The following is a 24,881-nucleotide window of genomic DNA, read 5'->3' on the forward strand; positions in this document are numbered from 1 at the left end:
TCTTTCTCCTCCCCCTGGAAGATGAGCAGTTAGCTATTTCTAGCTGCTCTTTTTAATTCATGTAATTTCTTTTCAAGTTCCTCCATTCGTTCATCTCTAATTTAAACATTATCTCTTAAAAACTCATTTTCTTCTTTTTAAGAAAATTCTTTCTAAATATTTAGCAACACTAACATCTGGAGGTATTTGTAAAATAAAAACGAATTCCTATATTTGCAAGATATAAAAATTTTAGGAGGATGTTAAAATGGAAAAAACAATGATGGTAGGAACAACAAACATGATGATGTCTATGGAAAAAATGATGTGCGAAATGAAATGTATGAAAATGATGATGAACAATATGATGCAAATGGATGTAGAAATGGATAAAGCTATGGTGAATAAAATGCAAGAATGTGATGAAATGATGAATTCTACTATGTCTATGATGAAAGCAATGAAAGAGAAATGTTGTTAATAAACAAAATTGTTTAAATACGTATATAAGGAAAGCTAGGTTTTTATCAGTCTTTCTTTAATTCATTTTTGATACGATTATATTTTAACACCTTTTTTTCAAAATGTTTGCCACTAAAAGGATATAACAAAATGTTTGAATCAAGAAACTTTTTGAGATTTTCAATGTCGTAATATATTTACATTAGCACTAACAATTGTATACATGTATCTTCTTACATTAGATTAGTTTTGCTTATCAACAAAAAAGGAAAAGAATTATTATAATTCTTTTCCTTTTCTAGTAGGGAAACTTCATATTCATTAGTTTTCCAATGAAAAATGTTGTAGAATTTATATCCCCTATTATAACAATATAAAGCATACATTAATATGAAATATTGCATATTAAAATGTATTTATGCCTAATACTTAGATTTTTTCTGGCTTGATAAATTGAAGGAGCTGTCCAATTTTTGTTTACTCGCTTGATAGTGATGTGAAGCAATCCATTTAAGATTGAATAAAAAAGAAGGAATTCCTACCTTTTCTCTTGAAAAGAAATATCGTCATATAATTGCTTCTAAGCAATAAGGCGCCCAAGCAGTTAATTGAAAAAATCCACTTCAAGAAGGTGTTGACCGTAAAAGAATTGTAAGCTGATCTAGATTAAATTGGCGCATTTCAAAAGAAACTTGTAGAGAAAAGGACACGATTGATGACGAGTATGCTCAAAATTTTTTCAATTAGATGAATCGTTTTCGTAGCATAATCCATCATTAATTTTTCTAGTAAAGAGGATATATAAGCCTTTTCACTCACCAATTAAACTGAAAGGAGTAAACAAATGAAAAAAATTACTCTTAGTGATTTAAACTCACCTGAAACTATGCGTGATCCTATTATGTTCTATAAGCCTCTCTTCGAAAAACAAGAACCCCTCTTTCGTCTGGATGACTTTTACGGTATGGGGGGAGCTTGGATCGCATTGCGCTATGACGATGTTTTTTCCATCCTGAAAGATCCTCGTTTTCTCAAAGATTTGCGAAAATTCGAACCACCCAAAGATAAACAGAAATTTATTGAAGAGAATACATCTGTGAGCAAGCTGTTTGAATGGATGATGAATATGCCAAATATGCTGACAGTCGATCCACCTGATCATACTCGCTTACGCCGGTTGGTCTCTAAAGCCTTTACCCCGCGTATGGTTGAGAACCTTCGTCCCCGTATTCAGGAGATTGCCGACGAATTGTTGGATGCGGTAAAGGAAAAAGGAAAGATGGATATTATTGCGGATTTTGCCTATCCTCTGCCCATTATTGTTATTTCAGAAATGCTTGGAATTCCCACTGCTGATCGAAATCGATTTCGTGCCTGGACACATGAACTCATGAACGCTGCTATGGATCCTCGTCAGGGTGCTACAGTTACTGCAACGCTCGAAAAGTTTATTCATTACATTGAAACATTACTAGCACAAAAGCGCGTAAATCCTAACGATGATCTGATGAGCGCTCTAGTCCAAGTACAAGAAAAGGAAGACAAGCTAAGTAAGAACGAGCTTCTTTCGACGATTTGGCTTCTCATTATAGCTGGGCATGAGACAACCGTCAATCTAATTGGTAATGGCATACTCGCGTTACTGCAACATCCCGAACAAATGGACCTGCTACGAGCCAACCCTTCGATGCTTCCCTCCGCTGTCGATGAGCTGTTGCGATATGCTGGTCCAATTATGGTAGGTAACCGTTTTGCCGGTGAAGACATCACGATGCATGACAAAACGATTCACAAAGGTGAAATGGTGCTGTTCTCTCTGGCAGCTGCCAACATTGATCCGAAGAAATTCTCTAATCCTGAAGCATTAGATATTACACGCGAAGAAAATGATCATCTAGCTTTCGGCAATGGTATCCATCACTGTTTAGGTGCTCCGCTGGCACGCCTAGAAGGACAAATTGCATTTGGCACATTGCTGCAACGTCTACCTAATCTGCGTCTAGCAACTAAACCCGAGCAACTCGTTTATAATTATAGCAAATTCCGTTCTCTTGCAACTCTACCAGTAGTTTTCTAGCTCTTGCTGCCCGTGATTACCAAAATCATTAAAAAAATTGGCTTTGCCTAACAAAAACTCATCCCCCACTTTCATTGATGTTTTCACACCTTCATGTTTAGACGTGGGGGATGAATTTCGAGATAGTATTAAATTTTACCCAGCAAATATTCTTCTTCGATCATAAGCAAAAATAGTCATCATTACACCTAAGATAGCACAAACCATATACATAAATGAGTATGAGGTAAAGTCAGCTATCGGCCCCATAATGACACTGCCTAGCGAAACACCTAAATCAGCCATGGCAATAAATAAACCAATTAACACATTACGATTCTTTTGTGGCAAGACAAAAGTCAAATACGTTGTTAATGCTGGATAAAGAAGAGCCTGAGGTATTCCCATTAAAATTGCACCTATGTAGAAAAAAACTGCTCCGCCTATTATAGAAAAACTTACACACTGTGCAGCTACTGCTAAAAGAATCATAGTCCCCATAACAAAAGACGAGTGCCATTTACCGTCTGAAGGAATTTTTTTTCTTAAAGCAAAACGAACGAAGACAACAGTCCCCGCCTGAAGCATTAAATAAACTCCAGCATTTCCACTTTTCAACTGTATAGCGTATAGTGGTATAAATGTTGTAATAGCTCCAAATACGATCGAAGCAACTAACATTAATATACTGCATTTGAACAAAAGTGGATTTTTTACTAACTGCCTGAAAGATTTAAGTATACTTTCTTCTTGCTCAGTACTATCTGAAACAGGTTGCTTCTTTCTTTTTTCTATTTTAACACTATAGCCAAACATCCCTGTAAAGATGGCAATTGTTATCAGCACCACTGTAAAATAATCCATACCTCCTGCCTTCCAAATGTTATATGCTACTACAGGCCCAATAATACCTGGCATATTAGCAAATAAAGAGTAAAGTGAAATTCCCTGAGAGCGATCCTTCTCTGACAGTGCATCAATTATCCCCAGCTGTAATGCCATTGAGAAGAAAGCTGTCGAAACTCCTTGTAAAATACGTGCAACGAAAAAGCCCCCTAACCCAGAAATAGTATATAATATTAAAGCAAAACCATTGAGAATGAGAATAATACGTAATACGTTTATCGGACCGTACTTTTGAATAATATGACCTGCCCACGGGCGAAAGAACATAGTTGTAAATAGATACCCTCCCATAATTAAACCAATTGTTGTATTGTTCGCCCCTAATATTCCCCCTTGCAAAGGAATAATAACGTTTAATATGGCATTAGCACTAAAATAAAGAAAAACTAATATATATAAACGTAGAAAAGGCCAAGACATAGCTCCATTCACAATTTCTCCTCCTAATTCTATACCTCTTTGCAACGAACTCTTTTTCTGAAATCGTTTCATTATTTACCTAAAAAGACCTACTCTTTTCATACCTACACTATAATAATGATGCATACTCAACATGGATCATATCAAAACGTTACTACCATCCCCAGTAATTTCCTTGCATATTCTGACCGAACATCCTTTAATTGCTCAATCTGGGCTATTTCTTCAATCTGACCATCTTTAAAGATTATAATTCTATCACAGATATAGGCAGCAGCTTGAATATCATGTGTTATAAAAATATAACTCATATCATAAATCTTTCTTAATTCCTTTAATAATTCAAGTACTTGTTTTTGAACAGATACATCTAAAGAGCTGATTGCTTCATCTAATAAAATGCATTTGGGCTCCGTTGAGATAGCTCTTGCGATACATACTCTTTGAATTTCCCCTCCCGATAACTCATGAGGGTATTTCTTTCTATAGGACGGATTTAATCCAACTTGACTTAGTAAATTATTAATCTTGTTGTTAAATTCTTTTCTATCCTTTTTCTGAGCTTTTAAGGGCTCCATAATCGCTTCTTCAACAGTAAAAAATGGATTGATTGAGGAAGCATAGTCTTGAAAGACAGCGCTAATGTTACCTAACCTCACTTTTCTGTCCTCTACACGATTTCCCTCAAATAAAACTGTTCCACGGTCAGACTTTTCAATTCCTAATATCAAGCGTCCTAATGTTGACTTTCCACTGCCACTTTCTCCGATAATGCCGAGACATTCGCCATTCCTACATTCAAAACTAACTTTCTTCACGATTTTCTGCTTTTTTCTAGAAAATAATCCGCCTTTATTATAAGATTTCTCAACACGATCAACTATCAACAATTAGAACTCCTCCCCACTATTCTCTTAAAATGATTGCTTAGTGCTAATCTAGTGGATACTAAATATCTTGTATATTCATGTTGTGCTTCTGAAAAGATGGTTTGGGTATTGCCCCTTTCAATAACTCTCCCATCCTTCATTACCAAAATGTTATCGGCAATTTTTTTTACAATACCTAAGTCGTGGGAAACAAAAATCATCGAACACCCCATTCTTTCCCTTAATTTAACAAATTGCTCAACGACCTCAAATTGTGAAATTGTATCTAGTGCTGTGGTCGGCTCATCAGCAATTATAATGTCAGGCTTCAATACTAATGCCAATGCAATCATAATTCGTTGTAACATTCCACCCGATAGCTGGTATGGATATTTATGCATTATCTCTATCGGATTTTTCAACATGACACTTTCCATAGCATGTTTCATTTCACCCACTATTTTGCTATTATTCCAACCAAAATGTTGGGCAAGCGTTTCCCTTAAATGAACACCAATCACACAGGAAGGATCAAATGCACTCATGCCATTTTGTAGAATCATACAAAGTTTTTTTCCTCTTTTCTTTCTCATCTCTTTCTCAGAAAGACTATTCAAGTTTTCTCCTTTAAATAGAATATCTCCCGATTGATGAATACAAGGTTTATTCAATCTAATAATTGACCTACACGTTACAGACTTCCCACTGCCACTTTCTCCCACGATTGCTAGACAGCTTCCATGCTCTAAATGAAATGAGCTATTATAAATAATCACTTTATTAGTGTTGCTATTCCAGATTCTTAAGTTTTTGACTTCTAATATATTCATAAATTTATTTTGCCACCTCTTTTTCTTTTAACTTATCTTTAGGGGTGATCCAATTTTCTCGAGCATTATTTTTAGAAGTTCTTAATTTAGGATCTAAAGCAATCTGAAATGCATCAGATAAAAAATTAAACGCCGATACCACAATAATAGTAGCTAGTCCAGGTGCTAACATTAACTCTGGTTTTGAAAACATAACTTTTCTCGCCTCATTTAACATCATTCCCCATTCGGCATCTGGGGCTTGAACTCCTAAACCTAGAAATGAAAATCCAGATATTTGTAAAATCATTGAACCAATAGAGCTACTTGAGATCACCGCTATATCAGGCAATGCAACAGGAACAATATGCTTACATATAATTTGCATATTACTAATACCAGATGCTTTAGAAAATTTCACATAGTTTAACTCAGAATACTGCATAACAGATGTTCTGATTACTCGAGCAAACCATGCCCATTTGATGAAAATAAATGCAATTAATATATTCTTAAAACCCACGCCTAGAATACCCACAACTGCTAATGCCATAACGTACCCTGGAAAAGAAAGCATAATATCACAAATCCTCATGATAAAAGCATCTACTCTTCCTCTAAAATAACCGGCTATGAGCCCTAAAATAGTTCCAATTGAAACAATTATCAATAGCGTAACTAAAACCCATAGAATACTAGGACGAATTCCATAAATCAGTCTAGATAAGACACATCTCCCTAAGTGATCATTACCTAATAGGTATTCCCACGATGGGGCTTCATACCGAAGTCTCATATTTACTTCCTCGGGATCATGTGGCGCAAGTAAAGGAGCAAATATACCGGCAACAATTATCACAACAATGACTACCAAAGATATAATGGCTAACCTATCTTTCCCTAAAGCTTTTAATATTTTCATTTAGAGATCATTCCTTAATTTAGGATTCATTACAGCATTTATAATGTCGGAAATCATATTAAACAACACAAATGCTACCGCTAGTATAAGGACATACGCTTGGATAACCGGTAAATCTCTACTTAGAATAGATTTAACACTCAGACTTCCTAACCCCGGCCATGCAAACACATTTTCTATTACTACTGTGCTTCCCAATATTATAGGTATAGACATACTAAATATTGAAACAGCAACTTGCAGTGAATTTCTTAAAACATGTATAGTAATTTTCCCCTCTGTTAAGCCACATGCTCTTCCATACAGTACATAGTCTTCATTTAAGTTACTTAACATCGAACTTCTAACAGTTCGAAAGTAAACACCTGCATAACTTATCGTGATGACAATAACCGGTAGAATATAACTTTTATACGAATTCATCCCGCTTGTTGGTAATAGATCGAATTTAACAGAAAAATACCAAATCATAACGGAAGCAAGCCAGTATGATGGCATTGCTGTTAGAAGAAATAAAATCCCTCTTACTGATTTATCAATTATCCTTCCTTCTTTCATTGCACAGATAACACCTAATAATATCGATAAAATAATAATAGAAACAGATGACACTATGGTTAGTTTTAATGTATTTAGAAAAGCTGGTCCTATTAATGACCAAACTGGTTTCCCTGTAACATATGAATTCCCAAAATCTAATTGCAAGCAGGCAATGGTCCAATGTAAATATTGTTCTATAAATGGTTTATCCAGCCCTAACTTCTCTTTCGTTTGTGCAATTAATTCACCTGTTATTTCTGGAGTATCTTGTGCACGTAATACCACTTCTGCCGGATCTAAAGGAGAAAGATTGATTAAAACAAACGTTGCCAATGAAATAACGAAAAGTAAAGGAATAGATATTAATAACCTTTTAATAATATAGCTTCCCATAGAAAATCTCCTTTTAATAAAAGGGGGAACCCCCCTCTATATCTTTATTTAAAGTTCATTCTCTCAAATGGTAACTCATATTGTGTTTGCTTAAATGAAATGTCTTTTAAGTTTTTGGGAGCAACTACAGTGACACGACCATATGAAATTGGAATAAAGACTGCTTCATCATGAACAGTTTTTAAAATATCAGCATACAATTGTTTTCGTTCTGCCTCATTCGTAGATACCATAACCTCAGCAATTTTATTGTAAAGCTCATCTGCCTTTGCAATACCACTAGTAGTCTGCAAATAAGAAGCATTGGAAGTAAAACCAGCTATTGTGCTTTGTGGATCATACGCTAGTCCCCATGTTTGATTGAATAGTAAGTCATAGTCTCCTGTTGACCTTCTATTAGCGATTGAAGTTGATTCTTCACCAATAATTTTTAATTGAATACCTATACTTTTTAACGAACTTTGAATAAATTCAGCCTCTGCTTTTTGGGAAGGAGAATTACTATCATAATAAAGATTCATTGCTAGTTTATTGCCGTCTTTAGTTCTAGCAACAGCATCACCTTCCAATACCCAGCCTGCTTTTTTTAAAATTTCTTTTGCTTTTTCTAAATCATAGCCTCGTTTCTTCAATGGAACATCTGCATAATTAACATTAGAAGAGAACAGTGTATTAGCTACTGTTTCGGTATTATTTAAAATATCCTTGGTAATTGTTTCTCTATCAATAGCGTACCAAATAGCCTCGCGAACAGCTTTTTCACTTACTGGATTATGAGATTTACTACTATTAGCCACGATCATTTTCGTATTCATTGCTTCACTTCTAGTAATTTTATAGTTGCCTGAATCAATCAATTGCTTCATTGCCTCAACATCAATACTGTCTGCACCTCTATCATCTGTGAAAGCAAAATTAACTTCTCCTTTTTGTAATGCTAAAAATGTTGTTTCCCCTGCTGGTAGAACTTTAGAAGTTATCTTCTTAATTTTAGGTAAGCCACCCCAATAGTTTTCATTTGCTTTAAAGGTTGCGGATTCATTGATTTTATGTTCATCGAGAATATATGGACCTGTACCGTTATATCCATTTACACCATCTTTTGTTTTCCCATTCACAAAATTTTCAGGTGATATAAATACATAAGGTCTAGTCATAGACAATTCAACTAGAGTTGGATAATATGCCTCTGATAGCACCAATTCAACTGTATATTCATCCACCACATTACAAGCTACTATTTTTGTTGATAGTTTAATCCATGAATGCTTTTCTGCATTATTTTGTATAGCATCAATATTTTTTTTCACTGCTTCTGCATTAAATGGTTCCCCATCATGAAATTTCACGTCTTTCCTTAGATGAAAAGTATATATTTTTCCATCTTTTGATATCTCCCATGATTTAGCAAGTAAAGGCTTAATCCCTTCTTTTGTATTTTCAACTAATGATTCATATACCATTCCTTGAGCGGACATTGAACCTGTATACAAATGCGGATTCATATCATTAATATCTTTAGATACTGCATAAGTTAATTCTTTTTTGTTACTTATTGAATGATCACCTTCCTTTTTCTTGCTATCTGAGCTTTTCAAAATTATAATGCAGGCAGCTAGAAGGCATAAGACCGAAAAAACTAGAATCGCTACCTTAAATCTTTTAATCAACAAAGTATTCCTCTCCCTTTCGTCTTCTTAATTTAGATGTAATTTATTTTTGCTATTTAACTATGATTGACGTTCCAAACATATTAATCAAAATATGAAAATAGTAATCATTACGATTTAAATAGTGTAGTGATTTACTTTAAGTGAAAGCTTATTCCACCATCTTATCTTCAATATTTTTTCCTATTTCACTACAAATCATATTCAAATCTTCATCAAAACTTTGAATACAATATGCATTAGATAATAATTCTCCTTTATAGAATTGAGCAACTTTTTCAATTTTACTCTCGTATGTCTTAATAAATTTATCTATTGTTGGACAATTTAAACCTAAATATTTTGCAATTCCTTGTATTATTTTAATACGATAATAGTCTTCCTTAGGCATTCTCGGGATATCCCAATACCCTTCTCTATTGACAAACATTTTTCTAATTGGAACAGCTGAAAAATCAAAATATTTTCCATCCTTATCTGGTTCTGAAAAAGGATCAATTAATAATGAGGAATAACGAATATACAATAAATATTCTTGATGGATATCTTCTAAATGATTAAAGTTTTCTATATCTTGTCGAGATAGACTTTCCAATCTTACTGGATAATTATCATCTGTCATGAATTTCAACAAATTAAGTCTTTTAATCTTCATTTTCTCTACAATATTCATAATTTCCTTCCATTGGGCCAGCATATCACGTATTAAATATTGTGTAATTGGACCTTCAGGGTAAATTTTATACACAAATTTTTGGGTATCTAAACCTCCGAATATTGCACTTAACGAAAAATCATTCATAAATAATGGTGGGTGAACATACAAAGAAATATTTCTTGTTTCTGCCTCAATTGGAGATTTCATGATTTCTAGAATAATTCCTAATTGTTCATATGCCTTACAGAGCATGTCGACATTTTTAGATGGATAATCCGTCGATCCTATAGCAATTCTTTTCTTAATCGCTGTTGTCAAAACATGATTAGAAGGGCTATCGTCCATCCATCGTGTATCCCCATAATATGTAGAAAAGCTAATAATTTCTGCTCGCGAATTAATACGATTCATATAATTACTTATTAAGCTATTTGAACCAAAAGTCGGAGAAATTAGAACAATACACCTTACTTGTTTCAAAATCTCTTTATTAATTTGCTTTATTACTTCAATATATGCATCCGTTGTTACAGAGAAAATAATGGTATCCCAATTACCTTTAATAGTTTCATACCCTTTAAAAACTTGATCAACGAAGCATTCACCTTCCATATTTCGATGTTGTTCATTTTGAATACTTACACGAATTAGATGATTACTTTGTTTAAGAGCCGAAAAAAAGTTCTCTGAACGAACTGATTCTCTTCCAGCAATCCCTACGTCACTTTTCAATTTCTTTTTTAAATTTACAGCAAGTTGAATAGATGTAGGACCAGTTCCTAATACTAAGACACGCTTAAAAGCACTCATAAAATCTTTCCTTTCTCATAAGTAAGCAATTTAAACCTTTTGATACAACTCAATATCAAACACATTATCTGGACGCAATATATCATCAACTTTATTCCATTTTTGTTTATCAACTTCCCTCGAAGGGTAATTAAATAGAGACTTTAACTGATTACCATATCTCATAGCTACCACTACATTATCATTTGTTAATGTATGTAATTGTTCTAGTATGTCATATTTATCTTTAACGGTTGAACTAAAAATGATATGAGTCGCATCTCTTGTAAAATCAAGATTTTCTACTGGTACTCTTTCTAATCTAATATTTAATCCTGCACCTATTCTTTCTACAACGTTTAATCCAAGTTTGATAGCCTCATCATCAATATCTATGCCAATAACCTCTGCTCCCGTTCGCTTAGCAATTAATATTGGTGTCATTGGAAATGAGCCAGCCCCTACTAGTAATACTTTTGAATCAGAAGTAATTTGAAAACTACCAAATTCCTTTTCAATACATGATTCTATATTCTTAAAGTAATCTGTTATTTCAGCAACTCCACTAAGAAGCTTTAATGCACGATATTTTTCCATAATAGCTACACAAAGCGCTGATTTTTCTCTTAAAGACACCGCAAGTTGGTTCAAATCACAGTATCCTTGTTGCTGTAATTTCTCCCACATTTCTTTGTTCCTCGTGTTTATAATGAAGTGTGAGTATTCATCTATTAAGGTCTCTAACTCCAAACAATCATTGATAGTGTGATCATATCTTCCTATCAAGGCATTAAATTTCTCTAGGTACTTACTCAAATATTTTAGAAAATCCCCTAAGTCATTCATTTATCTTCGCTCCAATACAATGTAATAGTTAAACATTTATAAACGCTTTTCCTTGCGCTACTATCTCAACACCCCCTTCAATTTTAAGACTTGAAAGCTCTTCTTTATGAAAGTTGGCAACAACAGTAATAGTTCCACCAGGTTGTCTTACATGTGCAACAACCTCCTTTTGATTTTTCCAAGCCAAATAAGCTCCTAAAGAGGCAGTACCTGAGCCGCATCCCCGTTCCCATACCATACTATCAAGATATGGAACATAGATAAGTGGAGCCAATTCATTAGAATTTGATTCATATAATAGGATGCCTATCAATTTAGTGTTTAAGGTTAGTGCCAGTGATTTTGCTAATGTTTGAGCTTTTTTTCTCATTGCTTTATTAATAGCCTCCACTTCTATCACAATATGAATAGACTCTTGATAATTCACTATAACGATGTCCAAATCATTTCCTTCATGCTTTATAGTTTTCTGCTCTATCTTTTTAGGGATAGGCATTGTAACTTGGCAATAATATTCCTCTAACTCTCTTCTCACTTGACACACTATGAGTTCCTCTGTTCCTGAAACTTCTAATAATATTTCTGATAAATCATTGTGTTTCAGTCCTTTTTTAGATGCAATAAAAGCTGCTAATGCCATACAGGCGTTACCACAGAACTCACCTCCAGCCATTTGTAGATGTGCGTCGGCTTCATACTTTGTAGATTCTTCTATAAATCCTACTTGTTCTGCATACACGCTGTCATACGACATAATTTTTTTTGCAATCGTCTTATACTCTATAACTGGATGATTAGTCTTAACGAGAATCGTCATATTTTGAGTTGGATTAAATTTTATAAACTCTATTTCCTGTGTCATCTCACTTATCCTTTACGTCATATTTTTATTGAACTTTCTTTGCTCAGTCAAATGAAAATAGTAATCATTACGTTTTACATCACGGGAATAGATTATATCATAATTTTGATGGTGTCAATATTTATTCTTAAATTAATTGGATGCTTCTGAGGCCGATGAAGAGCCGTTTTCTTTAAATCTAATTCTTACACTCTCTCTTTGTTCACAAAAAGTTCGATTATTTCACATAATAGGATACCCTATAATTATGATAAAATAATTTTGAATCTGCTATAACATAACTCCTGGGCAACTAGGAGTTTTTGCTATATTACGATTATAGTGTGAAAATACAATAGGAATCTACGAATCAAAAACTAACATTACGAATTCTACTTCAGGAGGTATACAATGAAAAAATTATATTATGCATCGTTCGTATATTTAGTCATCGGTTTATTATCAGGTGTATTTGCTAGGGAATATGCAAAATCAAAGGGTATTCTAGGATCTACACTGCTGAACCTTTTACATACACATACGCTCGTACTTGGGTTTTTATTCTTTTTAATTGCCTTAGCATTAGCAAAAGCATTTTCATTCCATAAAGTGAAGGGTTTTAATATGTGGTTCATCGTCCATAATATTGGATTAATTTTAACCCTTTCTTCACTGGCAACTCGAGGGCTTCTTCAACTAAATGGTGCTAATTTTAAAGAATTAACCTATATAATCGGATTCTCTCATTCTCTCATCGGCCTTACCCTAGTTTGGTTTATGATCCTATTAAAAAAATCGTTCTAAATGTAATGTGTAACAAAACATCACCAAAAATAGAAACGAGGCTGTCTATAAAATTTTTGTAAAGACAGCCTCGTTTCTATATGGATCATTCCCCTATTTCAGCAAACTTCTTAATGCGTTCACCAATCTCATCACGAACACGTTGGAATACTGACCACTCTTGTCCTGCTGGGTCATCAAATCCCCAGTGAACACGTTTTACATGTGATGATGTAGTTGGACATACATCATTCGCATGACCGCAAAGTGTAACTACAAGATCCGCTTTATTTAAAATGTCGCGATCAATGACATCAGATGTTTGATTCGTAATATCGATTTCTACTTCTTTCATCGCTTGAATCGCATTTGGATTTACGCCATGTGCTTCGATTCCTGCAGAATATACATTCCATTTGTCACCTAAATATTTCTTTCCAAATCCTTCAGCAATTTGACTACGGCAAGAGTTACCTGTGCATAAGAAGTAAATTATTTTTTTGCTTTCCATGTAAATTCCACCTTTATTACAATTGTTTTTGAAAGTATTTTTTCTGAAACATAAGTGCTATATTTACAAGCGCAATCATGACTGGCACTTCAACTAGAGGACCAATAACCGCCGCAAATGCTGCTCCAGATTGAATCCCAAATACCCCTACAGCTACAGCGATTGCTAATTCAAAGTTATTACTTCCAGCTGTAAACGCTAATGTTGTTGTTACCCCATAACTTGTACCAATCTTCTTACCCATAAAGAAAGAAACAAAGAACATCAATACAAAATAAATGAGCAATGGAATCGCGATACGTACAACATCGAATGATACGCTAACAATGACTTCACCTTTTAATGAGAACATCACAATGATTGTAAATAATAATGCGACTAATGTAATTGGACTAATCTTTGGTATGAATATTTTTTCATACCACTCTCTACCTTTTACTTTTACAAAAATCAAGCGGGTTAGCATGCCAGCGATAAAAGGAATTCCTAAGTAAATAAAGACTGACTTTGCAACCTCTCCCATTGTAATATCAATAACAGCACCTTCAATCCCTAGCCATTCTGGAATGACTGTTACAAATACATAAGCATACACTGAGAAAAATAACATTTGGAATACAGAGTTAAATGCTACTAACCCTGCCGCATATTCTGTATCACCTTTTGCTAAGTCATTCCAAACGATAACCATTGCAATACAACGCGCTAAACCGATCATGATGAGTCCTACCATATATTCTGGCTTATCCTGTAAAAATATAATAGCTAAAGCAAACATGAGGACTGGTCCAATAATCCAGTTTTGTACGAGTGATAAGATGAGTACCTTCACATCTTTAAAAACACGTCCCATCTCTTCATAACGAACTTTTGCAAGCGGTGGATACATCATTAAAATTAATCCAATTGCAAGCGGAATAGAGGTTGTTCCTACCTGTAACCGATTCATCCCATCCACAAAACCAGGTGATAGATACCCTATTACAATTCCCACTATCATCGCAAGAAAAATCCAAAGGGTTAAAAATCGATCTAAAAACGATAATCGTTTCATTTTTTCTCCTTTTTGTTTTAACAACATGAAGTTGAATTTATATTCTTTTCATCAGAACTTACACAGGACATTTCTACTTTATGAATTTCACTATCAGCCTTCGTATAGAAAAACTCCCATTCATTCCTGTCAGAATCCGTTACCCAAAACTTATCTTGCACAGCATAGCAACAAGTTGTATCCATTTCCTCACGAGCAAAGAACCCTTCTTTTTCTAAACGCTCTTTATGCATGACTATTTCTTCTTGATTCTCTACTTGGAAACCAAAATGATTGACCTGGCTTCCTTTTACTTCATCTCTTACATTTAAAGTGAAATTTAGTCCTGGACTTTCTAATAGAAACTTCGCATAATCTTCTTTTACTTTCACTGGTATTACCCCAAATACCTTACTGTAAAACTCAATTGATTTTTCCAGATTCGTCACATTAATCCCCACATGTACATATTGCATATTCCATTCCTCCTATACAATTAATCAAAAATATTTGATTTATATAACACAAAAAACTCAGTAGCAACTACCTCTGCCAGTTTTTCGGAACACACAACAAAGTTCTTCCGACAACAAATTATTCACTTCTTCATCATTTAAATCGTAATAGCTCCATGTTCCTTTTGTTTCTTTTACAATTAAATTCGCATCAAGTAATATTTTTAAATGATACGAAAGTTTTGATTGTGAAATCCCAAATACTTCTGTTAAATCGCATACACAAGTCTGTCCACGTTGACATAACTCATACATGATCTCTAATCTTTTTTTGTCTGCAAGAGCTTTAAACTTTTTTTCAAACTGACTGAAGTTTTCTTTCACACACGCCACTCCTTTCATCAACTTTTTTTGATATTTATATTATATGCACTGTTTCATTATAAATTCAACAAATAAATCAAAAAAAATTGATTTATTTGTTTGTTACATGAATACTAAATACTAGCCTTAAAGGGAAAGGATGTTCAAAACTACTCCTTTCCCTTTCTTTAATCTTTTCCTAACAATGTGAATTCATAATTTCACCCAAAGCAAAAAAAGAGTCTCATTTCGTCTATGGGACTCCTTTCACCTTATATATTTGTAGTTTTATATTTAAGCAGATTTTTTAATCTTATTATTATAAATAAACATCCGACTTAGAACTGTCATGACAACTGCAAGTAGAAGAAAATATACAGGCATAACAAGTAAAGAACCTGTATGCAACTGACTCATTCCCCATATCGTAATTGTAACAATTACATAATACCCTAAACTAAATATAGCACCTGCTGTTCCAATAACTTCCTGGAAATCTACTAACGCTAAGCTTAAACAGTTCGGCAAAGCAATCCCTATTCCTAATAGCAATACAAATATAGCTATAAGAAAGAGAATCATGTTTATCATATTTGCACTAGTGCCAGTACAAGCAACGATTGATAAAATAGTCGCTCCTCCCGTCATTACGATGCAACCTATATAAATAATCTTTTCTGGTTTATAAACTAAAAGTAACCGCTTTGAAATTTGCGCTCCAATAACGGAAGCGAAAGCTACCACTATACCTAAAAAACCAAATACGCCAGGTGATAACTTAAAATATTCAATGAAGATGAACGGTGCTTCAGCGTAATAGCTAAATAATATACCGTTTGTTCCTCCAATCAGCACACCAAATGTTACGACTTTTGGATCTTGAATCATTCGTTTTATGACAGAAAAAATGTTTATACTATTTACTGTTACATTCTTACGAGTTTCTGGCAAGTTCATACAAGTACAAACCAATAGCCCAATACTTATCAAAACTAAAGTAAGAAAAACACTTCTAAATCCAAATATTTGATCCATCCACCGATTAATGGGCCAATAGCTGGCGTGAATGCAATAACTGCTGAAATTTGCGCAAACATAACATGTCGTTTATGCCCATCTACACTTTCACGCAAAATAGTTTGTGTAACAACTGATCCTGTACTCGCTCCAAACGCTTGTACAAAACGGCTAAATAGCAATACTTCAATTGAATGTGCCAAGTAACATAATAAGCTACCAAATCCATAAACTACAATTCCCCAAATCATTGCTGGACGACGCCCAATTATATCAGACAACCACCCCCAGCAAAATACACCTAAAGCAAATCCTGCAAAGTAAATGCTAAGCGTTAGCTGCGTAGCATTATTACTGACATGCAACGCTTTCGAAATATCTGGTAAAGATGGTGTGTAAATTGTTTCACTAATTTGTGGGAATGCCACAAGAATAATCATTAACCATAACGATGGTACTGAGACTTTTTTCATTTTCTAATACCCTCCTATAACTTAGAAAATCTCAGATATTTAGAGTTTTTCTTCGCTACGGAACTGGAGGGGCCATTATCGAAATACGATCATAAAACAACAAACGAAACACCTCGATTGCTTCATGTTAATACCTATAGGAGGGTATGAATTAACATTAATTTTTCATTGCTTCTATTTACAAAGGTTAACATATATTATGAGTTTTTGTATATAAAAAACCTACTAATCAAATAGTAGGCTCTTCGTTTCATTCTCATAACCCGTCTACAAAGCATCTCTATTTTTCAGGTGTAAACCACACAATCTGCTGAATTCTCACAAATACCGGTATTTCATTTTCTTCTAATACAACATGATCTGGCTTCACACTTCGCAAAGTTCCATTTACACTTCCCCGAATTGTTTCCACTACAATTCTTTTTCCAACGATAGATTGCAATGTTTGTACAACATATGGATCAACAAGCGCAACCACTTCACCACTTATCTCATAACCATCTCGAAAATAACCGAACACGTCTTCATATGAATAGTACATATGGCTCCCCTCTTTTCAAGATTTACTGTAGTGTATGTGGCCTGCATGCAGAAAGTGCCTATCTAACAGAAAAAACGACGCCATAATATGACATCGTTTTCGTATGTAAGGAAGACTAGAAGAGACTCTTCTAACCTACTCCCATTTATAAGTCCAAAATTGTTCAATTTGTAACCATTTTAATGTTGCAGCATCTTTGTTTTGCAGTTTTACTTCCGTTTCTTCTAACATCGCTTCTGTTTGTGAACGATGCGCACGTAAAGCTGCTAATTTTTGTTCAAATGCTTCACTAATGTTGTTAACAACATCTGGTTCACCTAATACTTCTTCACGATTTTTTGTAATCGCAACTGCATGAATAACCGGGCGCGTTTCTTTTGGCATACGTGATACTGCACGGACTGTAGCACGACCGAATGCATCATGGTCTGGATGAACACCGTGCTCTGGATAGAATGTAATAATTCGTGATGGCTGCACATCGCGAATGACCGTTTCAATTTTATCTGCTACAAAGTCTATATCTTCAAATTCTAATGTTTTATCATGAAAACCAAGCATTCTTAAATCCTCAATGCCCATCGCTTCACATGCATCTTTTAATTCCTTTTCACGGATATTTGGAATTGTTTCACGGTTTGCAAACACATTCTTTCCCATGTTACGTCCCATTTGTCCAAGCGTTCCGCACGCATATGTTACAGGTACTCCTTGCTTTCTTAATAAACTAATTGTTCCTCCTGCTGCAAACGATTCATCGTCTGGATGCGGAAATACAACAAGTACGTGTCTTTCCATACTTTTCCCTCCTTCTTATTTAAATGGCGTTAAGCTTAACTCAAGTGCTACGGCTAAGCGACCTTTATTGTCATGTCCTGCTAGTAATAGACGATCTTGCTCGTCTACTTCCCAATGCGTAATACCTTCAGCATATACCCAGCCATGCCCCATTTTAAGACCTACTCGGTATGGATTTGTTCCTGTTATTTTCCCGCGTTCGAAACGAATCATTGCATTTCGAATAAATGCTCCAACTGTCATCATTTTTTCATTAAAATGTGAAGCGTATGCTCCATTTGTCGTTTCTAAATGAATATATACATCTTTATTTACAAAACGTTCGATTTCATGTTGAATAACAGCACTATCTTTTACTATTTCCATCGGATTTCACCTCTTTAAACCATTTTACGCAAAAATAATGTAAATTGCTATCTCTATATTAGAGTACAAAGCTCACTTTGCATAATAATTTGCATTTCGTTTTTTATTTTTATATAGCATGTGAAATTTATTAATCCTTTTCACTTTTGCAAATTATTTTCTTTCTCGTTTTGAATTTGCTACAATAGTGGTTATGCAGAGGGATATATTTCGACAATTGAATACATATTTTAAAGAAGGTGACATGTTGGAACATTCAGCACACGAAGTAGCAAACCTGCAATATTATTTTGCGATCGCCGTATTTTTAGTGATATATGGATTTATTATTTCTGAGAAATTGAACCGTGCTGTAATTGCACTGTTCGGTGCTGCCATTATGATTATTTTTGGAATTGTAGACTTACATACTGCTTTCACATCACATATTCAGTGGGAAACCATTACGCTCTTAATCGGGATGATGATTCTCGTACATATTACGAGTCAATCTGGTGTATTTGAATATGTAGCGATTAAAGCAGCAAAAGCAGCCGGCGGAAAACCGATTCGAATTTTATTATTTTTATCCCTATTAACCGCAGTCGGTTCTGCATTTTTAGATAACGTAACAACCGTTTTATTAATCGTTCCTGTTACACTATCTATTACACGAATTTTAAAGGTACAACCTGTTCCTTATTTGATTTCGGAAGTATTATTTTCAAATATTGGTGGGACCGCAACGTTAATTGGTGATCCCCCAAACATCATGATTGGATCTGCTAATAAACACTTAGATTTTAATGCCTTTTTGCTCAATTTGGCACCAATTGTACTTATTATTTCCATTGTTACATTAGGCATTATTTATTTGATGTATCGTAAAAAATTAAAAACAACACCTGAACAAATTACAAAACTTATGGCTTTAAACGAAAAGGACTATATTCGTGACCGAAGCTTACTCCTAAAATCTCTTTCCATTTTAGGTTTGACAATTCTCGGGTTTGTTCTTCATTCGATTATTCATGTAGATGCCGCAGTTATCGCGATGACTGGCGCAACACTTCTCATGTTGATTGGTATGAAACAACACGAATTAGAAGATGTATTTGCTCATGTAGAATGGGTAACGATTTTCTTCTTTGCCGGTCTTTTTGTTCTGGTTGGCGGATTAATTGATATTGGCCTTATTTCATCCCTTGCGAAAGAAGTAATCGATATTACAAATGGCGATATTGGCTTTGCTGCAATACTTATCCTTTGGGTATCAGGCGTGGCATCAGCTACTATTGATAATATTCCATTTGTCACAACGATGATTCCGCTTATTCAAGATTTAGCATCAGGACTTGGACTTTCTGTTGACTCTCCTCAAATTGAAGTACTATGGTGGGCATTATCACTTGGCGCTTGTTTAGGAGGAAACGGGACGCTTATTGGGGCATCAGCAAACGTAGTTGTTGCTGGGATTGCTAACCGCGAAGGACATGGATTTTCTTACCTTGATTTCTTAAAAATTGGTTTTCCGTTAACAATCATTGCATTATTATTATCACATGCTTATATATATTTACGTTATTTAATTTGACCACTCCCACGGCTAAAGCGCGTGGGCTTTCCCGCTCACAAATTCTGTAAAAAAGTTTGCAGCAATATGCTGGAAACTTTTTTGTCACCAAAATATCCCGATAATTGCCAGTGCTCCTAAAATCATACCGCCAATTTGTCCGACGATTGCCGGTGATAGTTGAACACCTTTTTTCACTTCTACAACCGGCCTTTCGTGTCTAAGCTGTTGAACTTCACTTTGTAGTTGATGCACACTACCATGCAATTCTTTTACAAGTTCTTTTAACTCCGCTAATTCTTCATTTACTGGCTTTGTTTTTTCTAAATTCATATAACATGACTCCTTATTTTAATCCATATGTTGTAAAATTTCGCCAGTCATTATTCTTTTTTCTGCAAATTATATGCATATTACCGAATATATTTATAGCATAGTTTTTACTCTTAATGAATCTATATAGGGTAGCACCACACGCCCATCAAGCTAAGGTTTTAATATCCCCCCTAAATGAAAATTTTCTTTCTCTATAGTTAGATACTTTAAGAAGTCTGTATCATCAAAATAGACTCTTATATTTTCCGGCAGAAGACTCCTTTCTCAAAAGTGTGAAGGTATGTGGGAGATATATGCTAAAGAACCCCAAGTTAACCAAAGCAATAAGCGAAGTATCTTGCTCACAATTCAGAACAATGCTTGCATACAAAGCGAACTGGTATGGCAAAGAAGTAGTTGTGGTATAAAACATTTGCTTCTAGTCAGTTATGTTCCAATTGATTACTAACAGGCAATACCGCATAAAGCGCAAGAGAATGAATAATATAGAAATTGACGGATTGGATATTTTTGGGGGTGTTTTCATCAATCGGTTTGTTCGTTATTGGTATCAATCGATGATAGATACAGATGCAAATTATGTTCATGTAAGAAAGATGGCCCTTGCAACCAAGTTAGTTATTACAGCTTTATTGAGTACAATTGCCACTATGTTTCAATCAGCGGGAGGCTTTATGCCTGGTATAGGCTTTCTGATTAGTTTTCTAGCGACATTACCAATTTTTTTAGCTACTTGCTTTTCTATCCGCCAGGGAATCCTTTCTTTTACCCTTACAATTTTCCTTTTATTTATTATTCAGCCGAGTGAACTAATTATCTTTCCCTTTACAACAGGTTTATTAGGTATAGCGATGGGTGTGGCCTTTTTACAATTGAAGAGAAGAATTGTGGTTGTTTCCTTTTCATCAATATGTCTACTTACGGGTATTATGATGATTCTATATGTATTCCGTTTTCCAGTGCTAGGCCCTACTGTTGATACAACTATGGATTTAAAGATTATTGCAATAATATTTATATTGAGTTTTCTTTACTGCTGGATCTTCGCGGAGTTTTGTAGACTACTCATGAATCGATTGTGTCAGACATTTCCTTAACAGTTGAGTAATATAAACAGTTTGAAGTTTCCATATATCCATCCTAATATCCACAACGTACCCATATAAAAAGGAAATTCACCCAATTCCCCATCCTTGATTTGATACTAATAGCACAGTTCTAATCATATTCTTATAAAAGAAAACAATTAGAAGGAGTGTAAAGTTAGTTGATAAAAGTTAAGGTTAGTTTACGACCCATTGTAAGTAAGATAAATTTACCCACTGTTTTGAAAACAGCTATACTTCCGGGTGACTCAATTGAAAGATTATTTATTGCAACCCAAGTAGGAGAGATCTTTTACATAGGAAACGGGGCTATAAGGACTTTTTTAGATATTCGCTCGCGAATCATAAAACTAGGTGATTCTGGTAATGGCTATGATGAACGGGGGTTGCTAGGGCTAGCATTTCATCCAGAATTTTATTATAACGGTCTGTTTTATCTTCATTATTCAGTAGCTGGGACACAAGGTCCAGGAGCTCTTTCTGAATCTTTTAAGCCTAACCCGTGTGATCTCAAAACTTTAAACCTAAAGTGGATAAATAGAGAAACTCAATATGATCATATTGATACAGTTGAAGAATGGATGTTACAGTCGAATGGCCAACCTCAAAAACGACGGACATTACTTAACTTAAGAAGACCATTTTCTAATCATAATGGTTTCAATAGCTTAAACTTTTCTCCTGAAACTGGAAAACTTGTTTTAACAACAGGGGATGGTGGTTCAGGCTATGATCCATTTAATTTAAGTCAGGACGACATGGAGATGGCTGGTAAAATAATTGAAATTGATGTAGTTAAGAATACATTTATCTATAACCCACCTGTAGTCACACGTTTTAATGAACTTTCCGTACCTATTCAGGAAATGCTTACAGTAATTGCTAAAGGAGTTCGCAATATACCAGGCATTTCATTTCAAAAGTTTTATAATCAGTATATTAAATATATTGGAAATGTCGGACAGGATTTGGTAGAGTCGATTTTTTCATTCGTTCATTATAAACCAATACCGGTTACTCAGCTTATTCAAGCTTCATTAATGAACGCTAAACCTGACCAAGAAGGATTTATAAACTTTGGCTGGCGAGGGTGGGAAGGTGCTTTTCCTACCTCAGTTATAAGGGGCTGCTCTGCAGATCCGACTTTGGATGAGAAAACACTTGCTTATTATTATGAAGCAGTACAAACTTCAGTGAGACGTCTTCAGCCTTTAACTAGTTATTTTCATAAAGATCCCCGACCCGATAAGTTTGGGGGAACTGCACTTACAGGAGTTCAGTCATATATGGGGAATAGAATCCCAAATTTAACAGGAAGCGTTGTATTTACCGATCTTGCTCGGCATGAAGAATCTCGGCCTCCGGTTAGAGGGGTTTTAGCTTATACGAGGGTAAGGACAGATTATAAATTAAATGATTTTAGTGTTATTGAAACCGATTATAATTTTGGGTCTCAATCAGCTTATTATGTTAATCTGGGAACGAACCTGGATCAAACTAAACTATATTTAGGGGTTTATGGCTCTATGAAAGTGACTGATTTTAACCAAGGTACTGTTTTTGAAATTGTTCCGTAATTAATAATTTTGAACTACCCCCACCTTCACTTCGTTTAGAAGAGGGGGTCTTCTCGTTTAAAATGATAGGCTGTTTTCAAGTCGATGAAGGGGCGCGAAATCATTTTTTCGTTATGAGGGAACTTAAGAATCTTAGCTTAATACCGATGGGGCGGCACCCCAATATGCTTGGATTAAAATTATTGCAAACAGCTAAAAAAGTGATTGTTGGAATAGAAGTTATGCATATGATTAAAAAAGGACAAACTCTCCAAGGGGAGAAGTCTGTCCAATAACAGATATATCTTATCCATAATCTCTTTGGTTTAACAAGATAAAATTCAATTCTTCTAGAAATCTTTCGTTCTTTTTTCATATCCCACTATTTGTGCACCAGAACCAATAATAGTGAATTAGAATAATGACTTAATACTTGCTAGGACAGTAAGTACACCTATAATAATGACAAATACATTGCTCATTTTCCCTCTGTATTTAGCTAGTACTGGTACTTTACGGATCGCATACATTGGTAATAGACATAAGATAGCGGCAACTAACGGACCGCTAAGGGCATCAATGATTCCAAGAATACTTGGATTTGCATAAGCAACATACCAGCATGTTAATACGACAAAAGCAAGGATCATTGTCTTAACTGTTTTTTCTTCTATATCTTTTCCGCGTGTTTTACTGAACTTGATAATCATGTCACGCATTACCTCATATGCTCCTATATAATGGCCAAGGAACGACTTTGTTATGGCCACAAAAGCAATGATAGGAGCCGCAATAGTGATTAGAGGCGAATTAAGCTCATTAGCAAGATATGATAGGATTGACAAGTTCTGTTCTTTTGCCATTATAAGATCATTTGGAGTCAAACTCAATGCACTGCTCCAAACAAAGAACATAACAACAGCGAATGTCATGATATAACAAACTTTTTGTATTTGAGCACATTTGGCATCAGTAGCTTCTATTCCATAGGTAGCTCTCTGTTTCATAACAAATGACGAAATAAGAGGAGAATGATTAAACGAGAATACTATGATTGGTAGTATCATCCACATCGTTCCAAAATATCCTGTTCCTGTTGAAGCAGTAGAAACACTTGAAAAACTAAGCATTGACGTATTCCACTGTGGAATCAAAGATATTGCGATAAAAAGTAAAGAAGCTATGAAAGGATATACTAGCATGCTCATTATCTTTACAGTGATATCTTGACCAAAATTTAGTATAGCTATAAGGCCGAGTACTAATACAAGCGATAAAATGGCCCTTGGAGGCTCCTTCATGTGCAATTGATTCACGATAAAACTACTTGCAGTATTTGTAAGTGCAACCGAATACATCAGCACGATAGTATAAATTGAGCCGAAATATACTATGTTAAAAGTGATACTTGCCTTATTTCCAAAATACTCTCTTATTGTACCTGTAATCCCCTCATCAGCAGAATTTGAAGCGTATATCATTTTAGCAAGCGCTCTATGTGAGTAATACATAACAGGATATGCAAGTATGGTAATTAACAGTAATGATAATAAACCACCTGAACCTGCATTAATAGGTAAAAAGAGTACTCCTGCTCCAATTGCTGTTCCAAAAAGGCTCAATACCCAGGTAGTGTCCTGTTTATGCCACTTTTTAGGATCTGGATATTTCTCATTTTTTACTGCAGTATTTTCAGTTTGAAATTCTATTTTTTTTGCAGTATTCCCATTCATATAATAATTCCTCCTTGTATCCTATTTTTACATCTCTTTTTAAGGCTTAGGAATATAGAACATTCTTGAAAAATGAATTGCTTACAAGGTGCGCCACA

The 24,881-nt window shown here is 34.7% G+C and carries 24 protein-coding genes and 3 pseudogenes; 8 read left to right on the forward strand and 19 right to left on the reverse strand.

Translation table 11 applies throughout. The features are described from left to right. Positions 1-247 precede the first annotated feature (247 nt). Both AC1M36_RS02870 and AC1M36_RS02875 read left to right on the forward strand, forming a co-directional pair. On the forward strand, positions 248-460 hold the full coding sequence (locus AC1M36_RS02870; RefSeq protein WP_174102717.1) for a hypothetical protein: 213 nt from the start codon (positions 248-250) through the stop codon (positions 458-460). An 825-nt stretch (positions 461-1,285) separates the two neighbouring features. Continuing rightward, positions 1,286-2,518 (forward strand): cytochrome P450 family protein, encoded by a 1,233-nt coding sequence (locus AC1M36_RS02875; protein WP_336452430.1) that lies wholly within the window; start codon positions 1,286-1,288, stop codon positions 2,516-2,518. A 135-nt stretch (positions 2,519-2,653) separates the two neighbouring features. On the opposite strand, the gene cntE is transcribed toward AC1M36_RS02875, so the two are convergent. From cntE to AC1M36_RS02920, 9 genes are all read right to left on the reverse strand, one after another. Then, positions 2,654-3,835 carry a staphylopine family metallophore export MFS transporter CntE gene (gene cntE, locus AC1M36_RS02880; RefSeq protein ID WP_336452431.1) on the reverse strand — a complete coding sequence of 394 codons (1,182 nt, stop codon included), beginning with the start codon at positions 3,833-3,835 and terminating at the stop codon, positions 2,654-2,656. Positions 3,836-3,966: 131 nt separating this feature from the next. After that, positions 3,967-4,713 carry an ABC transporter ATP-binding protein gene (locus tag AC1M36_RS02885; protein WP_336452432.1) on the reverse strand — a complete coding sequence of 249 codons (747 nt, stop codon included), beginning with the start codon at positions 4,711-4,713 and terminating at the stop codon, positions 3,967-3,969. Then, positions 4,707-5,522 (reverse strand): staphylopine uptake ABC transporter ATP-binding protein CntD, encoded by an 816-nt coding sequence (gene cntD / locus AC1M36_RS02890; protein ID WP_336452433.1) that lies wholly within the window; start codon positions 5,520-5,522, stop codon positions 4,707-4,709. The genes AC1M36_RS02885 and cntD overlap by 7 nt, the downstream gene beginning before the upstream one ends. Positions 5,523-5,526: 4 nt before the next feature. Continuing rightward, a complete protein-coding gene (gene cntC, locus AC1M36_RS02895; RefSeq protein WP_431613163.1) occupies positions 5,527-6,423 on the reverse strand; it encodes a staphylopine uptake ABC transporter permease subunit CntC in 897 nt (298 codons plus the stop codon). Further along, on the reverse strand, positions 6,424-7,356 hold the full coding sequence (gene opp1B, locus AC1M36_RS02900) for a nickel/cobalt ABC transporter permease (protein WP_336452435.1): 933 nt from the start codon (positions 7,354-7,356) through the stop codon (positions 6,424-6,426). A 44-nt stretch (positions 7,357-7,400) separates the two neighbouring features. Next, complete coding sequence (cntA, locus tag AC1M36_RS02905; protein WP_420792355.1) at positions 7,401-9,026, reverse strand: staphylopine-dependent metal ABC transporter substrate-binding lipoprotein; 1,626 nt, start codon at positions 9,024-9,026, stop codon at positions 7,401-7,403. 151 nt (positions 9,027-9,177) lie between these two features. Then, positions 9,178-10,494 carry an opine metallophore biosynthesis dehydrogenase gene (locus AC1M36_RS02910; protein WP_336452436.1) on the reverse strand — a complete coding sequence of 439 codons (1,317 nt, stop codon included), beginning with the start codon at positions 10,492-10,494 and terminating at the stop codon, positions 9,178-9,180. A gap of 30 nt (positions 10,495-10,524) precedes the next feature. Beyond that, on the reverse strand, positions 10,525-11,319 hold the full coding sequence (locus tag AC1M36_RS02915) for a methyltransferase domain-containing protein (protein WP_336452437.1): 795 nt from the start codon (positions 11,317-11,319) through the stop codon (positions 10,525-10,527). 28 nt (positions 11,320-11,347) lie between these two features. Next, positions 11,348-12,181, reverse strand: a complete 834-nt coding sequence (locus tag AC1M36_RS02920; RefSeq protein ID WP_336452438.1) for a histidine racemase CntK family protein — start codon at positions 12,179-12,181, stop codon at positions 11,348-11,350. A gap of 390 nt (positions 12,182-12,571) precedes the next feature. Here AC1M36_RS02920 and AC1M36_RS02925 point away from each other — a divergent pair, with 390 nt between their 5' ends. After that, positions 12,572-12,964, forward strand: coding sequence for a DUF2871 family protein (locus AC1M36_RS02925; RefSeq protein WP_336452439.1), 393 nt, complete (start codon positions 12,572-12,574; stop codon positions 12,962-12,964). An 85-nt stretch (positions 12,965-13,049) separates the two neighbouring features. On the opposite strand, the gene arsC is transcribed toward AC1M36_RS02925, so the two are convergent. From arsC to AC1M36_RS02965, 8 genes and pseudogenes are all read right to left on the reverse strand, one after another. Beyond that, positions 13,050-13,454 (reverse strand): arsenate reductase (thioredoxin), encoded by a 405-nt coding sequence (gene arsC, locus AC1M36_RS02930; RefSeq protein ID WP_431613160.1) that lies wholly within the window; start codon positions 13,452-13,454, stop codon positions 13,050-13,052. A gap of 16 nt (positions 13,455-13,470) precedes the next feature. Continuing rightward, positions 13,471-14,508, reverse strand: a complete 1,038-nt coding sequence (gene arsB, locus AC1M36_RS02935) for an ACR3 family arsenite efflux transporter (RefSeq protein ID WP_431613159.1) — start codon at positions 14,506-14,508, stop codon at positions 13,471-13,473. A 17-nt stretch (positions 14,509-14,525) separates the two neighbouring features. Further along, the gene (locus tag AC1M36_RS02940; protein ID WP_431613158.1) at positions 14,526-14,963 is read right to left on the reverse strand and encodes an ArsI/CadI family heavy metal resistance metalloenzyme; all 438 of its coding nucleotides are present in this window, start codon (positions 14,961-14,963) and stop codon (positions 14,526-14,528) included. A 57-nt stretch (positions 14,964-15,020) separates the two neighbouring features. After that, positions 15,021-15,326, reverse strand: a complete 306-nt coding sequence (gene arsR, locus AC1M36_RS02945; protein WP_420792354.1) for an arsenical resistance operon transcriptional regulator ArsR — start codon at positions 15,324-15,326, stop codon at positions 15,021-15,023. 273 nt (positions 15,327-15,599) lie between these two features. Then, positions 15,600-16,795, reverse strand: a pseudogene (locus AC1M36_RS02950) (multidrug effflux MFS transporter). 280 nt (positions 16,796-17,075) lie between these two features. Further along, positions 17,076-17,336, reverse strand: coding sequence for a YuzF family protein (locus AC1M36_RS02955; RefSeq protein ID WP_336452445.1), 261 nt, complete (start codon positions 17,334-17,336; stop codon positions 17,076-17,078). Between the two features lie 135 nt (positions 17,337-17,471). Beyond that, positions 17,472-18,134, reverse strand: a complete 663-nt coding sequence (gene bshB2, locus AC1M36_RS02960) for a bacillithiol biosynthesis deacetylase BshB2 (protein WP_336452446.1) — start codon at positions 18,132-18,134, stop codon at positions 17,472-17,474. A 15-nt stretch (positions 18,135-18,149) separates the two neighbouring features. Beyond that, positions 18,150-18,500: a YojF family protein gene (locus AC1M36_RS02965; protein WP_479845583.1), complete on the reverse strand. Its 351-nt coding sequence runs from the start codon at positions 18,498-18,500 to the stop codon at positions 18,150-18,152. Between the two features lie 247 nt (positions 18,501-18,747). Between AC1M36_RS02965 and AC1M36_RS02970 the strand changes: the two genes are divergently transcribed. After that, on the forward strand, positions 18,748-20,073 hold the full coding sequence (locus tag AC1M36_RS02970) for an ArsB/NhaD family transporter (protein ID WP_479845604.1): 1,326 nt from the start codon (positions 18,748-18,750) through the stop codon (positions 20,071-20,073). Between the two features lie 84 nt (positions 20,074-20,157). On the opposite strand, the gene AC1M36_RS02975 is transcribed toward AC1M36_RS02970, so the two are convergent. Beyond that, positions 20,158-20,385, reverse strand: coding sequence for a hypothetical protein (locus tag AC1M36_RS02975; protein WP_336452449.1), 228 nt, complete (start codon positions 20,383-20,385; stop codon positions 20,158-20,160). A gap of 296 nt (positions 20,386-20,681) precedes the next feature. Between AC1M36_RS02975 and AC1M36_RS02980 the strand changes: the two are divergent. From AC1M36_RS02980 to AC1M36_RS02995, 4 genes and pseudogenes are all read left to right on the forward strand, one after another. Beyond that, positions 20,682-20,823: pseudogene (locus tag AC1M36_RS02980) on the forward strand (zinc ribbon domain-containing protein); the annotation flags it as partial. 89 nt (positions 20,824-20,912) lie between these two features. After that, positions 20,913-21,485, forward strand: coding sequence for a YybS family protein (locus AC1M36_RS02985; protein ID WP_431613195.1), 573 nt, complete (start codon positions 20,913-20,915; stop codon positions 21,483-21,485). A gap of 170 nt (positions 21,486-21,655) precedes the next feature. After that, the gene (locus AC1M36_RS02990; protein ID WP_336452450.1) at positions 21,656-23,071 is read left to right on the forward strand and encodes a PQQ-dependent sugar dehydrogenase; all 1,416 of its coding nucleotides are present in this window, start codon (positions 21,656-21,658) and stop codon (positions 23,069-23,071) included. 161 nt (positions 23,072-23,232) lie between these two features. Continuing rightward, positions 23,233-23,346, forward strand: a pseudogene (locus AC1M36_RS02995) (IS6 family transposase); the annotation flags it as partial. A 117-nt stretch (positions 23,347-23,463) separates the two neighbouring features. Here AC1M36_RS02995 and AC1M36_RS03000 read toward each other — a convergent pair. Then, complete coding sequence (locus tag AC1M36_RS03000) at positions 23,464-24,783, reverse strand: aromatic amino acid transport family protein (RefSeq protein WP_479845584.1); 1,320 nt, start codon at positions 24,781-24,783, stop codon at positions 23,464-23,466. Positions 24,784-24,881: the final 98 nt, after the last annotated feature.

It is taken from the genome of Bacillus sp. Medicinal_06 (assembly GCF_056711665.1).

What these genes read in the sequence shown, in the direction of transcription:
- AC1M36_RS02870 (WP_174102717.1), top strand. Translation starts at nt 248, where the DNA reads ATGGAAAAAACAATGATGGTAGGAACAACAAACATGATGATGTCTATG.
- AC1M36_RS02875 (WP_336452430.1), top strand. Translation starts at nt 1,286, where the DNA reads ATGAAAAAAATTACTCTTAGTGATTTAAACTCACCTGAAACTATGCGT.
- cntD (WP_336452433.1), bottom strand. Translation starts at nt 5,522, where the DNA reads ATGAATATATTAGAAGTCAAAAACTTAAGAATCTGGAATAGCAACACT.
- cntC (WP_431613163.1), bottom strand. Translation starts at nt 6,423, where the DNA reads ATGAAAATATTAAAAGCTTTAGGGAAAGATAGGTTAGCCATTATATCT.
- opp1B (WP_336452435.1), bottom strand. Translation starts at nt 7,356, where the DNA reads ATGGGAAGCTATATTATTAAAAGGTTATTAATATCTATTCCTTTACTT.
- AC1M36_RS02910 (WP_336452436.1), bottom strand. Translation starts at nt 10,494, where the DNA reads ATGAGTGCTTTTAAGCGTGTCTTAGTATTAGGAACTGGTCCTACATCT.
- AC1M36_RS02915 (WP_336452437.1), bottom strand. Translation starts at nt 11,319, where the DNA reads ATGAATGACTTAGGGGATTTTCTAAAATATTTGAGTAAGTACCTAGAG.
- AC1M36_RS02920 (WP_336452438.1), bottom strand. Translation starts at nt 12,181, where the DNA reads ATGACACAGGAAATAGAGTTTATAAAATTTAATCCAACTCAAAATATG.
- AC1M36_RS02925 (WP_336452439.1), top strand. Translation starts at nt 12,572, where the DNA reads ATGAAAAAATTATATTATGCATCGTTCGTATATTTAGTCATCGGTTTA.
- arsC (WP_431613160.1), bottom strand. Translation starts at nt 13,454, where the DNA reads ATGGAAAGCAAAAAAATAATTTACTTCTTATGCACAGGTAACTCTTGC.
- arsB (WP_431613159.1), bottom strand. Translation starts at nt 14,508, where the DNA reads ATGAAACGATTATCGTTTTTAGATCGATTTTTAACCCTTTGGATTTTT.
- AC1M36_RS02940 (WP_431613158.1), bottom strand. Translation starts at nt 14,963, where the DNA reads ATGCAATATGTACATGTGGGGATTAATGTGACGAATCTGGAAAAATCA.
- AC1M36_RS02955 (WP_336452445.1), bottom strand. Translation starts at nt 17,336, where the DNA reads ATGTACTATTCATATGAAGACGTGTTCGGTTATTTTCGAGATGGTTAT.
- bshB2 (WP_336452446.1), bottom strand. Translation starts at nt 18,134, where the DNA reads ATGGAAAGACACGTACTTGTTGTATTTCCGCATCCAGACGATGAATCG.
- AC1M36_RS02965 (WP_479845583.1), bottom strand. Translation starts at nt 18,500, where the DNA reads ATGGAAATAGTAAAAGATAGTGCTGTTATTCAACATGAAATCGAACGT.
- AC1M36_RS02975 (WP_336452449.1), bottom strand. Translation starts at nt 20,385, where the DNA reads ATGAATTTAGAAAAAACAAAGCCAGTAAATGAAGAATTAGCGGAGTTA.
- AC1M36_RS03000 (WP_479845584.1), bottom strand. Translation starts at nt 24,783, where the DNA reads ATGAATGGGAATACTGCAAAAAAAATAGAATTTCAAACTGAAAATACT.